The organism is Pseudomonas gingeri (assembly GCF_013385635.1).
Classification (GTDB): Bacteria; Pseudomonadota; Gammaproteobacteria; order Pseudomonadales; family Pseudomonadaceae; genus Aquipseudomonas; species Aquipseudomonas gingeri_A.
In genome coordinates this window covers 164,960-179,849 of record NZ_JACAPR010000002.1, presented here as the reverse complement: position 1 = coordinate 179,849, position 14,890 = coordinate 164,960, and the positions used below count along the sequence as shown (strand labels likewise).

Here is a 14,890-nt window from a genome sequence, read left to right as displayed (position 1 = left end):
AAGGACACGTTGTTGATCCATCTTTCATAGGCTTTTCACATTTCTACGTTTAACGTAGACCCTGTCCACCCCCCTACATCAGGGATTTGATGAAAAATCATGCACATAACGCTGTTGTACACCTTTACCTTTCACAGTTTTAGGCTTTAATCGCCGTATGCCAGTTCATGTATTCGGTATTCTCCCACGGGTTTTTCCCGTGTCGGCCGCCGTGACTGGCACAGGTCGATTTGCGCGTATACAAATCCGACCTGCCACACGATGACACAGATCATCGTCTGCACTACTGAAACCATTCTGGAAAGAAGCCTTTGAAACCTTATCCAATCCAGCGCGTATCGATCGTCATACCGGTCTACAACGAAGAACAGAGCCTGCCCGAGCTGTTGCGTCGTACCGAAGCGGCTTGTGCGCAACTGACCCAGGACGTCGAGATCATCCTGGTCGATGACGGCAGCCGCGATCGCTCCGCCGACATTCTCCAGGAAGCCGCCGAACGCGAAGGCAGCCCGGTCGTTGCCGTGATCCTGAATCGCAACTACGGCCAGCACGCCGCGATCATGGCCGGTTTCGAGCAGTCCACCGGCGATGTGGTGATCACCCTGGACGCCGACCTGCAGAACCCGCCGGAAGAGATTCCGCGCCTGGTGGAACAGGCCGCGCTGGGTTACGACGTCGTCGGCACCGTGCGCAACAACCGCCAGGACTCGGCCCTGCGCCGCTGGCCGTCGCGCCTGATCAACCTGGCCGTCCAGCGCTCCACCGGCGTGGCCATGAGTGACTACGGCTGCATGCTGCGCGCCTACCGCCGCAGCATCGTCGACGCCATGCTCGCCTGCCGCGAGCGCAGCACCTTTATCCCGATCCTGGCCAACAGTTTCGCCCGCCACACCACCGAGGTGCTGGTGCAGCACGCCGAGCGAGAACACGGCGACTCGAAATACAGCCCGATGCGCCTGATCAACCTGATGTTCGACCTGGTCACCTGCATGACCACCACGCCCCTGCGGCTGTTGAGCATCATCGGTTTCAGCATGGCCGGTCTCGGCGCGCTGTTCGCGCTGATGCTGATCGTCCTGCGCCTGATCTTCGGCGCCGCCTGGGCCGGTGACGGTACCTTCGTACTGTTCGCCGTGCTGTTCGTGTTCACCGGTGGCCAGTTCATCGGCATGGGCCTGCTGGGTGAATACCTGGGCCGCATGTACAGCGATGTCCGCGCCCGCCCACGGTTCTTTATCGAAAAAGTAGTGCGCAGCCAGCCCTCTTCCAGCAGCGCCACCACTGAAACCTCTTCTACTACTACCTCCAATCAGGTCGCATCATGAATCCGAAAGCTGTCGTCTTCGCCTATCACGATATCGGTTGCGCAGGCATCGAAGCCTTGCTGAACGCAGGCTATGAAATCGCCGCTGTGTTTACCCATGCCGACGACCCGAAGGAAAACGCCTTCTACGGTTCCGTTGCCCAACTGTGCGCACTCAAGGGTATCCCGGTCCATGCACCGGAAGACGCCAACCACCCGCTGTGGATCGAGCGCATCGCCAAACTGAGCCCGGACTTCATCTTCTCCTTCTACTATCGCAACCTGCTCAGCGAAGAGCTGCTGGCTACTGCCAAGAACGGTGCATTCAACCTGCACGGCTCGTTGCTGCCACGCTATCGCGGCCGCGCTCCGGCCAACTGGGTGCTGGTCAACGGCGAAACCGAAACCGGCGTGACCCTGCATCGCATGGTCAAGCGTGCCGATGCCGGTGGCATCCTGGCGCAGAACCGCGTCGCCATCGAACGTTCCGATACCGCCCTGAGCCTGCATGCCAAGCTGCGCGACAGCGCTGCGAACCTGCTGCGCGACGCCCTGCCACAACTGGCCCAGGGCAAGCTGAGCGAAACCGCCCAGGACGAATCCAAGGCGACCTACTTCGGTCGTCGTACCCCGGCTGACGGCAAGCTGGTCTGGAGCAAGCCTGCCGAAGAGCTGTTCAACCTCGTGCGTGCGGTCACCAAGCCGTATCCGGGCGCGTTCTGCGCCGTGGGCGAGCACAAGCTGATCGTCTGGGGCGCCGATGTCGTCAAGGGCAACGAAGGCCTGGCCCCGGGCCGTGTGATCAGCGTCGACCCACTGCGTATCGCCTGTGGCGAAGACTCGCTGGTGATCAACGCCGGCCAGCGTAACGAGAACGGCCTGTTCCTCAGCGGCCCGCAACTGGCCAACGAGCTGGGCCTGGTCGACGGTTCCGTGTTGCGTGGCGCCGAGTCGGGCCGCAAGCCACGTCGTACCCGCGTACTGATCCTGGGCGTCAACGGCTTTATCGGTAACCATCTGTCCGAGCGCCTGCTGCGTGACGACAAGTACGACGTCTACGGCCTGGACATCGGTTCCGATGCCATCGAGCGCCTGCGCAGCCACCCGAACTTCCACTTCGTCGAGGGCGATATCAGCATCCACTCCGAGTGGATCGAGTATCACATCAAGAAGTGCGACGTGGTCCTGCCGCTGGTGGCCATCGCCACCCCGATCGAATACACCCGCAACCCGCTGCGCGTATTCGAACTGGACTTCGAGGAAAACCTGAAGCTGGTCCGCTACTGCGTCAAGTACAACAAGCGCGTGATCTTCCCCTCGACCTCCGAAGTCTATGGCATGTGCCAGGACAAGAACTTCGACGAAGACACCTCGAACCTGATCGTCGGTCCGATCAACAAGCAACGCTGGATCTACTCGGTTTCCAAGCAACTGCTGGACCGCGTGATCTGGGCCTACGGTGCCAAGGGCCTGAACTTCACCCTGTTCCGTCCGTTCAACTGGATGGGCCCGCGCCTGGACCGCCTGGATTCGGCGCGTATCGGCAGCTCCCGCGCCATTACCCAGCTGATCCTCAACCTGGTTGAAGGTACACCGATCCGCCTGTTCGACGGCGGCGAGCAGAAACGCTGCTTCACCGACATCGCCGACGGCATCGAAGCCCTGGCGCGTATCGTCGACAACGAGAACGACAGCTGCAACGGCCAGGTCATCAACATCGGTAACCCGGACAACGAAGCCAGCATCCGTCAGTTGGGCGAAGAGCTGCTGCGTCAGTTCGAGGCCCACCCGTTGCGCGGCAACTTCCCTCCGTTCGCCGGTTTCCGCGATGTCGAGAGCAAGGCGTTCTACGGTGCCGGTTACCAGGACGTGGAACACCGCAAGCCAAGCATCGAAAACGCCAAACGCCTGCTGAACTGGGAGCCTACCGTCGAGATGAGCGAAACCATCGGCAACACCCTGGACTTCTTCCTGCGTGAAGCCATGCTCGAAATCGCGGACAAGCGCTGATGCAGGCTGGACTTCGCATCGATGTGGACACCTATCGCGGCACCCGTGAGGGTGTCCCGCGGTTGCTGGAACTGCTCGACGAGGCCCAGGTCAAGGCGACGTTCTTCTTCAGCGTCGGACCGGACAACATGGGGCGCCACTTGTGGCGCCTCATCAAGCCACAGTTCTTCCTGAAGATGATGCGCTCCAAGGCTGCCAGCCTTTACGGCTGGGACATCTTGCTGGCCGGCACCGCCTGGCCGGGCAAGCCGATCGGTCGGGACCTGGGGCATCTGATGCGCCAGACCCTGGCCGCCGGCCATGAAGTCGGCCTGCACGCCTGGGATCACCATGGCTGGCAGGCCAATGCCGGACGCTGGAGCGAGGCCGAGCTGATCGAACAGATCCGTCGCGGCGTCGACTGCCTGAGCGATATCACCGGGCAAGCCGTCGAATGCTCGGCCACCGCCGGATGGCGGGCGGACGAACGCGTCGTGCAAGCCAAGGAGCATTTCGGTTTTCGCTACAACAGCGATTGCCGCGGGCACGGTCTGTTTCTGCCAAGGTTGGCGGACGGCAGCCCGGGTACTCCGCAGATTCCCGTGGACCTGCCGACCTTCGACGAAGTCGTCGGAGCGGACCTGGCCGCGAAAGATTTCAATGCGTTCATTCTCGACCGGTTCAGCCCGGCGCGATTGAACGTCTACACCATTCACGCAGAAGTAGAAGGGATTCTGATGGCAAACGATTTCCGTCAGCTACTGGCCCAAGCCAGCGCACGTAATATTGAGTTCCAACCCCTGGTCAATCTGCTACCGGCCCAGCTGGACCGATTGCCCGAAGGCCGGCTGGTGCGCGGCAACCTCAGTGGCCGTGAAGGCTGGCTGGGGGTACAGCAGGGATGACCAGACGCTGGGCTTTGCCATTACTGTTCCTCGCTTTCCTGCTGTTTTATCTGGCGCCGCTGGCCACCAACGGCATGTGGATCCCGGATGAAACCCGCTACGCACAGATCGGCCAGGAGATGCTCCTGCGTGGCCACTGGGCCGCGCCGCACTTCATGGAACTGCGCTACTTCGAGAAACCGATCGCCGGCTACTGGATGATCGCTCTCGGCCAGGCGATCTTCGGCCATAACTTCTTCGGCGTGCGCTTCGCCTCGGCGCTGAGCACCGGCCTGAGCGTGCTGCTGGTCTATCTGCTGGCCGGGCGGCTGTGGAACGATCCGCGCAAGAGCTTCGCCGCTGCCGCGCTGTTCATGAGCTTCGGCCTGATCGCCGGACAGGCCGGCTACGCCAACCTCGATCCGCAGTTCACCTTCTGGGTCAACCTGAGCTTCGTCGCCCTGTGGTTCGCCATCGACAGCACCACGAAAAAAGCCCGCCTGCTGTCCTGGGCCGCGCTGGGCTTCGCCTGTGGCTGGGGCTTCATGACCAAGGGTTTCCTGGCGTTGCTGCTGCCGGTGCTGATCGCCCTGCCCTACATGATCTGGCAAAAGCGCTTTCGCGAGCTGGTGGGCTACGGCCTGGTCGCGGTGCTCGTGGCGGCAGTGGTCAGCCTGCCCTGGGTCATTGCCGTGCATCTCCAGGAGCCTGACTACTGGCGGTTCTTCTTCTGGCACGAACATATCCGTCGTTTTGCCGCCGAAGACGCCCAGCACGATCGCCCGTGGTGGTTCTATCTGCCGTTGATCGTGCTCTCCAGCCTGCCATGGGCGGCCTATTTCCCGGTTGCCCTCAAGGACGCCTGGAAGGCCCGGGGCCAACGAACCACCGTGTTCCTGTTGTTGTGGCTGTTCCTGCCGCTGGCGTTCTTCAGCCTGAGCCGGGGCAAGCTGCCGACCTACATCATGCCGTGCCTGATGCCGCTGGCCCTGCTCATGGGCCATTCGCTGATGGAGCGCATTGCCCGCTCCGAAGCCTCGGTCCCACGTTTCAACAGTCTGCTCAACCTGGTGCTGGGCCTGCTCGCCGCAGCCGCGCTGGTGTTCTTCCAGTTGAAGAAACCGTTCTACGACAACGAGCCCTTTCACCTGTCACTGCTGTGCCTGATGATCGCCGGCTGGATCGTGTTCAACGCCCTGTCGCTGTTCAGGCCGCTGCAGTGGTGGGCCCTTCCTGCATTGGGCATGGGGCTGCTGGTGGCCCTGGTGCCGGCGGCCATGCCCAGCGTGGTCGTGCATAACAAGATGCCGGACCAGTTCATCGCCGAGCATGTGCAAGAGCTGAGCAAGAGCAACCGTCTGCTGAGCAACGACCTCGGCGCCGCCTCGGCCCTGGCCTGGCGCCTGAAACGTACCGATATCACCCTTTACAACACCCAGGGTGAATTGAAGTACGGCCTCGGCTACCCGGAAGCCGCCGAACGCACCCGAGATATGACCCAGATCCAGTCCTGGATGGACGACGCCCGCCGTGAAGGCCAGGTCGGCGTGGTGATGCGCGTCAAGGATGAGGAAGAACTGCGTGAAATCGATAAATTGCCCAAGGACGGCACGCGTTACGAAGAAGGCAACATCGTCATCCTGATTTTCCCGCAGAGCGCCCCATGACCCTGATCCTTCTCCTCGGCGCCTGCCTGCTGACGTGCCTGGGCCAGGTGGCCCAGAAGTTCGCCGTCGAAGGCTGGCGCGAGACCTCCATGGGCATGCTGGAAAAACTGCGTTCGCCCTGGTTGTGGCTGGCACTGGTCAGCCTCGGCCTCGGCCTGCTGGTGTGGTTGCTGGTCCTGCAACGGCTGGAGGTCGGGATTGCCTATCCGATGCTCAGCCTGAATTTCGTCCTGATCACCCTGGTGGCGCACTACCTGTTCAAGGAATCGATCGACCGCCGTCACTGGCTTGGCGTGGTCCTGATCATTGCCGGCGTGGTACTGCTGGGGCTGCATCTATGAACCTGTTCCGTGGCTTCACTTTCGCCGGCGCCAGCGTCCTGCTGGTCAGCAGTGCCCAATTGGGGATGCGCTGGAGCATGACCCGCCTGCCCGAGCCGAGCCAGTGGCTGGATGCGTTGACCACCGGCGACGTCTCCCTGGTGGCGCTGGCCGTGGTCGGCGCGGCGATCCTCGCCTACGCCCTGTCGATGCTCTGCTGGCTCGCCGCCTTGCGCGACTTGCCGTTGGGTCGCGCCTACTCGTTGCTCAGTGTCAGCTACGCGCTGGTCTACCTGCTGGCCGCCAGCCTGCCGTTCTTCCACGAAAGCTTCAGTCTTTCCAAGACACTGGGGGTGGCACTGGTCATCCTCGGCGTTCTCACGATCAACTCTCCACGTATACCCCGTCCTAGGGACTCCGTATGAAAATCAGCGTAATTGGTAGCGGTTATGTAGGCCTGGTACAGGCGACTGTTCTGGCCGAAGTCGGTCATGACGTCGTGTGCATGGACGTTGACCAGAACAAGATCGATTTGCTGCGCAAGGGCCATATCCCGATCTTCGAACCAGGGCTGGAGACCATGGTCAAGAGCAACCTGGAAAGTGGCCGCCTGCATTTTACCAGCGACGAAAAGCTGGCGATCGAACATGGCCAGGTGCTGTTTATCGCCGTCGGCACGCCCTCGGACGAGGACGGCTCGGCCGACCTCAAGTACGTGCTGTCGGTGGGCGATGCAGTGGTCCGGCATCGCTTCGAGCCGCTGATTCTCGTGGAAAAATCCACCGTGCCGGTGGGCACCGGTGACACCCTGCGCGCCCATATCGAAACCGCCCTGCAGAAAGCCGGCCGCGCGCTGGAGTTCGATATCGTCTCCAACCCGGAATTCCTCAAGGAAGGCTCGGCCGTGGAAGACTGCCGGCGTCCGGACCGGATCATCATCGGCTGCGAGCGCGAAGAAGTCCGCGAAGTCATGCGCGACCTCTACGCCCCGTTCAACCGCAACCATGACCGCATCATGTTCATGGACCTGCGCAGCGCCGAACTGACCAAGTACGCCGCCAACTGCATGCTGGCGACCAAGATCAGCTTTATCAACCAGATCGCCGAGCTGGCCGAACACCTGGGCGCGGACATCGAAGCCGTGCGCATGGGCATCGGCGCCGACCAGCGTATCGGTTACCACTTCATCTATCCGGGCTGCGGCTACGGCGGTTCGTGCTTCCCCAAGGACATGCGCGCCCTGATCCACAGCGCCCAGGCGGCCAACTGCTCGAGCGACCTGCTGCAGGCGGTGGAAGCCATCAACGAACGGCAGAAACACAAGCTGTTCGACCGCATCAATGCGTTCTACAAGGGCGACCTCAAGGGCAAGACCTTCGCGCTCTGGGGCCTGGCCTTCAAACCCAACACCGACGACATGCGCGATGCACCGAGCCGTGTGCTGATGGAAGCCCTGTGGGCCGCCGGCGCCCAGGTACGGGCCTTCGACCCGGAAGCCATGCAGGAAACCCAGCGCCTGTACCCGGATGAGCCGGGCCTGTCGCTGATGGGCACGCCGGAAGCCGCGCTGGTCGGTGCCGATGCCTTGATCGTCTGCACCGAATGGCAGCAATTCAAGGCCCCGGACTTCGAACGGATCCAGCAGCGCCTCAAGGCCCCGGTGATTTTCGACGGCCGCAACCTGTACGACGCCAATCGCATGCAGCGCAAGGGCTTTACCTACTTTGCCATCGGCCGCGGCGCGTCCCTGGACCTGCCGGTGACCCGTCACGGTCATGTAGAGGCCTGATCGCCTTGGTCCTTGTGGGAGCCGGCTTGCCGGCGATAGCGGTCGGACGGGCGATACAAGGCTTGCGGGCCTCGATCGCCGGCAAGCCGGTTCCTACAGGGTATGGCGTTTGATCGCTCCCACGCTCCTGCGTGGGAATGCCTCTCAGGACGCTCTGCGTCCGCTGTGTGACGCAAAGCGTCACGGACTGCATGCCCACGCCGAGCGTGGGAACGATCCTTGGACAAGGACCTCACTGTGACATTGCTCCCCGCCTCTCGCCAAACCCTCAATCGCCAATCCCTGGGCCTTGGCCTGATCGCCCTGCTGCTGTTCCTCGCCGGGGTCTATCAGCAGGCCGCCATCGGCTTCGACTCGCGCTTCGTGCTGTTCGCCCAGGAAATGCTCCGCCACGGTCCGGGATTCTTCCCCACCACCTACGGCGAACCCTATCCCGATTACTCGGCCTTCTCGACCTTCCTGGTCTGGCTGTTCGCCCAGCCCTTCGGTACGGTCAATGCCCTCGCCGCCTGGTTGCCCAGCGCGCTGGCGGCGGCCTGGATCGTGGTGCTGATGTACCGGCTGGTCGCGCCCTATTCGCCACGCTGGGCGTTGCTGAGTATCGCCCTGCTGTTGCTGAGCAATACCTTTATCACCGAAACCCGTGCCGTATCGCTGGACCTGATGCTGGCCGCGGTCGGCCTGTCGGTGTTCTACCTGGGCTACGCCACCGAGCATTTCGCCGCGCCGAAACGCACACTCTGGATCCTCGCGCTGCTGGTACTGGGCTTCGCCATTCGCGGCCCCATCGGCCTGGTGATCCCCACCGGCATGCTCTGCAGCTTCTATCTGCTGGGCGGTCAGTGGCGGCGTTTGCTGGTCTTCGGCTTCCAGGCCCTGGCCTTGCTGGTGGCCTGCATCGGTCTGCTGCTCTGGCTGGCGTGGCTCGATGGCGGCAGCTTCTTCCTCTCGGAAGTGATCCGCATGCAATTCACCGGTCGCATGGATGGCAGTGAAGGTTCCAGCGGCGTGCTGTATTACTTCAGCAGTTCCTTCGGCAACTACGCCCTGGCCTACCCGCTGGCGGTGCTGGTGGTCGCGGCCCTGCTGGCAAACGGTCGCCAGCAGCGCGGACCGGCCCTCCGACTGGTGCTGTACTGCCTGGCCGCCGGCCTGATCGTGATGCTCGGCCTGTCCGTGCCGCAGGCGAAGAAGGCCCGATACATCCTGCCGATGTTGCCGCTGGTCGCGATTGTCGCGGCCTTCCCCTTCCAGGTGAACCAGGGCCGGCTATTCGCCTGGTTGCGCGGTTTGATCCAGGGGATCTGGTTGATCCTGCCGGGCCTGCTGATCGCCGGGATGATCATGCTGCATCGGCGTTTTCCCGAGGAGTTGCCGACACTGGGCCTGGCACCCTGGCTGGCGGGTGTCTTGCAGATCATTGCCGTGATCATGCTGTTCAAGGCCCGCTGGCGGGCGCTGGGCCTGGCCGGCTGTGCGGTACTGGCGCTCTGGGCGAGTTACATTCTGGTGATCGAGCCGGTCGAACGCACGGCCTACGACACGCGCACCTTCACCCGTGCCGCCCGGCAACTGATCCAGCACGACCCGGCGCCTGTGGTCCTGCACGCCATGGGCAAGGACGCGAAGGCGATCAAGTTCATGGTCAATCTCGACGAAGACCTGCAACCGGTGTTCACCGGCACGGCGCAACAGCTCCAGGCCGTGACCGGCCCGGCGTGGCTGGTGATGGACAAGCAGGATTATCAGAAACTGCAGGGCTCGCCGATCGGCGCCCTGGGCCCGGTACTCAGTGGACGCTTCGACAAGAACGATTTTGTGTTGTTGAAACTGCCTTAGCTCGAGAATGTGGCGAGCGGGCTTGCCCGCGCTGGGGGCGAAGCTCCCTAAAACCTTTAATCGCGGCGTATCAGACCTAAACGCGACTCAGGTTTACGGCTGCTGCGCAGCCGAACGCGGGCAAGCCCGCTCGCCACAGGATGAGTCAGGCGCTCCTCAGGCGATCACCACGCTCGCGCCTTTCAGCGTATCCAGGCCGACCCCGACCAGGGTCACCGAATCCGCGCCGAAGCTCAGCACCGTGTCCTGCCCGACCACCCTGGCATGATCAAGGATGTTGTGCCCCTGTGAATCGGCATAACCCATGAACACCAGCTTGTCGGACGCCTGGAAGCCGGTCACGCGATCCTGGCCGAAGGCGCCGTTGAAGAGGAAGGTGTTACCGCCGCCCCTGGCATCCATCAGGTCATTGCCGGCGCCACCGATAAACAGGTTCCCGCCCTTCGCCGCGCCGATCAGGTGATCGTTGCCGTCGTTGCCCAGCAACCATTCGCCCCGGGCCTTCGCCGTCAGGGTGTCCGCGCCGCTGCCGCCGACCTGCGAACTGACATACGCGCCATCGGACAGGCTCTGGTTGCCGACCTTGTGGACCACGTCCCGGGTCAGGAACACCAGGTGCGGCTCACTGCTGATCAGGGTGCCGATATCCTTGGCGATGGTGATCCCGCCCTGGGCATCACGAATATACAAGGTCCCCTGGCCGTCATTGGCGATATCGACGCTGCCCAGCGACTTTTGCAAATCGAGGGTGTTGTTGCCCCGGCCGCCAAGAATGATGTTGTAGCCGCCCTCATCGCGGAAGGTGTCGTTGCCGCCACCGCCCTCCAGATAGTCGTTGCCCCGTCCGCCCTTGAGCAGGTCGCTGGCCTCGCTGCCGATGATAAAGGTCGCCCCGCTGTGGGTTTCGGCATTGCGATTGAGGTCCTGGACCCAGGTCTTTTCCCGCGCCGGATCGGACAGGTTGGCGACGATGATGGTCGAGTCCTTGCTGGTCAGGTCATAGAACTTCGAGTCGAGGATGCGGTTCATGCCATCGCCATAAGCGGTCGGCAAATGAGAAATCCAGGTGGCGACATTGCCGATGGAAAACGGCAGGACGTTCCAGGCATCGGAGGCATAGTGGTCGTTGAAGCTGACGATATTGTTGGTGGCCGACGCCTTGTTGGCATCGTGTACCCCGAGGGTCGCCGGAGTCAGGCTGGAGCCGTTGAGGGCACGGAACACCGGATCGTTTTCATAGCCGATATTCAGCACCTGGGTGCCCGCGCCGCTCTGGGTCGGCGAGGCGAAGGCGATGTAGTTGGCCTCCTTGTAGAAACCGCCCCAGTGGTCCTTGCTCAGGTCCGCCATGCTGTTGACCGCCAGGCCGCCGAGGCTGTGGCCGCTGACCAGCACATCCTTGCCGCCCAGGCCATTGGCCGCGGCAAATGCGGCGACGCTCTTGAGCAGCCCCTCGAAGGCATTGGCACTGTAGTTCTTTGCGTAGTCCTTGGGACCGATGGCCGCCAGCAGGTCATTGATCGCATCGCCGATGGTGTCGCTGATCACCGTCTCCCGGGGCCCGCTGGTACCGCGGAAAGAGATACCGATGGAGGTCAGGTGACCGCTGGCGTCGTACTTGCCGAGCACTTCCGCCTGGCCGGTGGTGTAACCGGCTTTTTCACCGAAGAAAGTGCCCCGGCCATCGGTCTTGCCGCCGTAACCCAGTTGCGTGGCGCTGATGGGTGTCCAGCCGGCCGCCTTCACCGCCGCAAGCGCGGCTTTCTCCGAATCGGGGTTCCAGGGAATCCCGGGGATGATGCCCTGGGCATCGGTGCCGCCGATCAACGCCTTGACCAGGGTCGCCGGCAGCCCGAGGCCGAAGCCATTGTGCTGGTAACCCACGGCAAAGCCGTTGTCGAGGTTGTGGTAGGAGTACAAGGTGATCGCCATCGCGTCGGAGTACAGCGCTTTGGAGACCTCGGAACCCGCGTTTTTATAGTCAAAAACACCCATGGTATTGCCTCTCTGTTGTTGAAATTGTCGAGAAAGCGTTGTCGGCGTCGCATCCTGCAACCGCAAGGACAGCACCTGGGTGCTGCCCTTTTTACATCACGTCAGACCACGATATCCGTGGTCGCTGCCTGCCCCACCGTGGTGACCAGGAAATCCGCCTTGCCGGTCCCGGAGAAATCGATCTCCAGGGTCCCGAGCCCGGTGTCCGTTGCGAAAGCCAGCACCGCATCGCCAGCCTTGCCGGTGAGCCCACTGACGAAATTCAGTGCGGTCCCCCCGGTGATCCCGGACAGGTCGATCTTGTCCTCGCCACTGACAAAATCCATGATCCGGTCGCTCGCATCGGTTGGGGAATCCAACGCATCGATAAACAGAAAGGTGTCCTTGCCGGCACCGCCCCAGAGGCGGTCACCACCAGCGCTACCGTAGAGCAGGTCGTCGCCGGCGCCGCCCTTGAGTTCGTTGGCCGCCAGATTGCCGACCATCAGGTCATCGCCGGAGCCGCCAATCGCATTCTCCAGGGTGACACCCCTGGCAATGGAAACATTGCCTGTCAGCCCACCGACGTCAGAGAAGGAAAGTTCATTGAGATTGATACTCTGGTTCTGGTGGTAACCGGAAAAATCCAGGGTATCGTTGCCACCGGCATCCCAGACCGCAAACACCGGTTTGTCCGCGGCGGACGTGATGCTCAGAAAATCGCGACCGGTATTTGAATTGAAACCATAAATCGTGTCATCGACACGAGTGCTCATATTGGCCCCGTAGAGCTGCTGGATGGCTGAAATATCATCTATCAAGGGAGCGGACGAATACGTTTGCAGGTGATCTTCAGAAAGAGAGGAAAGCATATAGGCTTCATAAGCAGCGATTATTGGCGCACCCAGCGCCCAACTCAAAGACGAATAATTTTCCTGCAGATATTCAATATAATCCTGACTGAAATCGTGCCCTCCATTATTTTCAAGCCAATAGCTCATGACGCTATAACCAACGGTATCCTGAACATACTCCGCATCGTTTTTATAATTGGGTGGTGACGCTTCGTCGTAGTTATAGTAGCCAGGATGCCCAAGCCCCAGGCCGTGGCCTATTTCATGGGTCAATGTCAGTCGGGCATAATTGTTGAGCTCTGGTGTCTTGTTGATCGTGTAGGTGTCACTGGCTTTTACCCAGACATAGGCCGTCTGGTCGGAATTCCCAAAAAAATTCAGATTGAACGCCGTTCCATCAACCTCTTCGCTGGCCTGATAGTTACCTAAATAAAAATGGCCATCTCCGCCGCCGGAAGGGCTTTCCCGGAAGCTCACATTCGCCAGGTCCGACCAGGATTGCAGCGACAACCTGGTTTGATCCTGTTGTTGTGAGTTGAATGGCGTGAAACCGTCGAGTTCGAAAAGATTGGCGAGTCTCGGTCCGTATGGGGTGTTCAGGAACTCATAAGTGATTTCGACTTTGCCATCGCCATCCAGATCCTGAAAGGACTCCATATCCTCTATTAACTTCACCACCGCCTGATCGTTCGAAAAGGAGGGTTTTTCCTGATGAAAAATTTCCGTATCACGATCGGAAACCACCTTGAAATAATTGGCCAGCTTGGAGGCAAGCGTTGTTTGAGCAGAAGCGTTAGTTGTCAGCATGATGAAATCCTTTTTCATAAGGCAAACCAATAAAGCACAGAGGCCGCTAAAAATCGGCGTGCATATTCAATGCTTTACCTCATGAAAAATCCTGTCGAAATCGCTCATCAGGGAACCCGTCCCACAAAAGCTTCATCGACCCTGGCCAGATCGGTTTCACGCAAGGTGCCGGCGTAGTAATGCAATTTGGTCCAGGCCATCAGGTAGTCATAACGTGCCTGCGCCAGGTCGCGGCGGGTGCTGTAGAGCTGCTGCTCGGCGTTCAGCGCGTCGAGGTTGACCCGCTCACCGCCGAGGATGCTTTGTCGGGTGGAAACCACCAGCGCCTCGGCCGATGTCAGGGCCTTCTGGTAGGCCCGCAGCTTGTTCACTCCCGACAGGCAGGCGCTGTACTGCCGGCGCAGATCGATCAGGGTTTCGCGGGTCTTGCCGTCGAGTTCGTATTCGGCCTGCTCCAGGTTGGCGCTGGCCTGGCGCACCGACGCCGACACCCCGCCGCCGGCAAACAACGGCACGTTCACCTCGATGCCGATGGTGTTGGTGTCGTAACGCTGGTTGTAGGTGTTGCCGCTATCGGACTCGCTCTTGCGCACGCTGGCGTAGGCGTTGACCTTGGGCAGGTGTCCGGCGCGATTGCGCTCGACTTCGTAGCGCGCCACCTCCAGGGCCTGGCGCTGGGACGCCAGGGTCGGATTGTTGCTCAACGCCAGTTCGTGCCAGCTGTCGAAATTCGCCGGTTCCAGGGGGAAAGACTGGAATACCGGGCTCAAGGGCGACAGTTCGGTCACATTGACCGCCGGCACGCCGATCAGCGCACCCAGCTCACGCAGGGCCGCATCCTGGACGTCGCGCGCTTCGATTTCCTCGGCGGTGGCCAGCTCGTACCGCGACTCGGCCTCGAGGATATCGGTGCGGGTGCCCTCGCCCTGGCGAAACAGATGCTCGTTCTGCTGGAACTGCTGCTCGAAGGCTTTCTTCTTGGCCCGGGCGATCTCGATCTGGTCCTCGGCAAACAACGCCTGGGTGTAATAGGTCAGCACCCGCACCAGCAACTCCTGGCTCTTGCCGCGAAAGGTCTCGTCGGCAAACAAGGCCTGGGCCACACCCTTGCGGTAGTTGGCGTAGGCCTCGTAGTCGATCAGGGGCTGTTGCAGCATCAGGGTCGAACCGGAACTGGTGTAGCGACGGTCCTCATGGCTATTGCCGCGTTCGTTGAGGTAGGTCGCCCGGGAGTCGTTGCGCCCCTGATTATAGTTGTAGGACAGCTTCGGCAGCAGGCCCGCGCGGCCGATGGCGCGGTTCTCCTGGCCGGCATCGCGCTCCTTCAGCGCGCCGAGAAACACCGGATCGTTGCGCAGCGCCTGTTCATAGACCTGGAACGGTCCCATGGCCTGGCAATCGAGGGAAATGGACAACAGCAAGGCCACGGCCATGCACAGCGGTTTTTTCATCAAGCGGAACATC

The 14,890-nt window shown here is 61.4% G+C and carries 11 protein-coding genes; 8 read left to right on the top strand and 3 right to left on the bottom strand.

Going from position 1 to position 14,890, the window contains the following annotated elements; genetic code table 11:
• The first annotated feature begins 311 nt into the window (after positions 1–311).
• The 8 genes from arnC to HX851_RS02160 all read left to right on the top strand — a co-directional run bounded on the left by arnC (position 312) and on the right by HX851_RS02160 (position 9,791).
• On the top strand, positions 312–1,325 hold the full coding sequence (arnC, locus tag HX851_RS02195; RefSeq protein WP_177057025.1) for an undecaprenyl-phosphate 4-deoxy-4-formamido-L-arabinose transferase: 1,014 nt from the start codon (positions 312–314) through the stop codon (positions 1,323–1,325).
• Positions 1,322–3,313, top strand: a complete 1,992-nt coding sequence (arnA, locus tag HX851_RS02190) for a bifunctional UDP-4-amino-4-deoxy-L-arabinose formyltransferase/UDP-glucuronic acid oxidase ArnA (RefSeq protein WP_177064814.1) — start codon at positions 1,322–1,324, stop codon at positions 3,311–3,313. Before arnC ends, arnA begins: the two co-directional genes overlap by 4 nt.
• Positions 3,313–4,197, top strand: a complete 885-nt coding sequence (gene arnD, locus HX851_RS02185) for a 4-deoxy-4-formamido-L-arabinose-phosphoundecaprenol deformylase (protein ID WP_177057027.1) — start codon at positions 3,313–3,315, stop codon at positions 4,195–4,197. Before arnA ends, arnD begins: the two co-directional genes overlap by 1 nt.
• Positions 4,194–5,843: a lipid IV(A) 4-amino-4-deoxy-L-arabinosyltransferase gene (gene arnT / locus HX851_RS02180; RefSeq protein ID WP_177057028.1), complete on the top strand. Its 1,650-nt coding sequence runs from the start codon at positions 4,194–4,196 to the stop codon at positions 5,841–5,843. Before arnD ends, arnT begins: the two co-directional genes overlap by 4 nt.
• The gene (gene arnE / locus HX851_RS02175) at positions 5,840–6,184 is read left to right on the top strand and encodes a 4-amino-4-deoxy-L-arabinose-phosphoundecaprenol flippase subunit ArnE (protein WP_177064813.1); all 345 of its coding nucleotides are present in this window, start codon (positions 5,840–5,842) and stop codon (positions 6,182–6,184) included. The genes arnT and arnE overlap by 4 nt, the downstream gene beginning before the upstream one ends.
• A complete protein-coding gene (arnF, locus tag HX851_RS02170) occupies positions 6,181–6,588 on the top strand; it encodes a 4-amino-4-deoxy-L-arabinose-phosphoundecaprenol flippase subunit ArnF (RefSeq protein ID WP_017127326.1) in 408 nt (135 codons plus the stop codon). Before arnE ends, arnF begins: the two co-directional genes overlap by 4 nt.
• Positions 6,585–7,952 carry a UDP-glucose dehydrogenase family protein gene (locus HX851_RS02165; RefSeq protein WP_177057030.1) on the top strand — a complete coding sequence of 456 codons (1,368 nt, stop codon included), beginning with the start codon at positions 6,585–6,587 and terminating at the stop codon, positions 7,950–7,952. The genes arnF and HX851_RS02165 overlap by 4 nt, the downstream gene beginning before the upstream one ends.
• 243 nt (positions 7,953–8,195) lie before the next feature.
• Positions 8,196–9,791: an ArnT family glycosyltransferase gene (locus tag HX851_RS02160; protein WP_218173393.1), complete on the top strand. Its 1,596-nt coding sequence runs from the start codon at positions 8,196–8,198 to the stop codon at positions 9,789–9,791.
• Positions 9,792–9,947: 156 nt separating this feature from the next.
• On the opposite strand, the gene HX851_RS02155 is transcribed toward HX851_RS02160, so the two are convergent.
• The 3 genes from HX851_RS02155 to HX851_RS02145 all read right to left on the bottom strand — a co-directional run bounded on the left by HX851_RS02155 (position 9,948) and on the right by HX851_RS02145 (position 14,889).
• Entirely contained in the window at positions 9,948–11,786 is a 1,839-nt protein-coding gene (locus tag HX851_RS02155) for a polyurethane esterase (protein WP_177064811.1), read from the bottom strand.
• A 101-nt stretch (positions 11,787–11,887) separates the two neighbouring features.
• The gene (locus HX851_RS02150; RefSeq protein WP_256262741.1) at positions 11,888–13,276 is read right to left on the bottom strand and encodes a M10 family metallopeptidase C-terminal domain-containing protein; all 1,389 of its coding nucleotides are present in this window, start codon (positions 13,274–13,276) and stop codon (positions 11,888–11,890) included.
• Between the two features lie 257 nt (positions 13,277–13,533).
• Positions 13,534–14,889, bottom strand: coding sequence for a TolC family outer membrane protein (locus tag HX851_RS02145; protein ID WP_177064810.1), 1,356 nt, complete (start codon positions 14,887–14,889; stop codon positions 13,534–13,536).
• Between the last annotated feature and the right edge of the window lies 1 nt (position 14,890).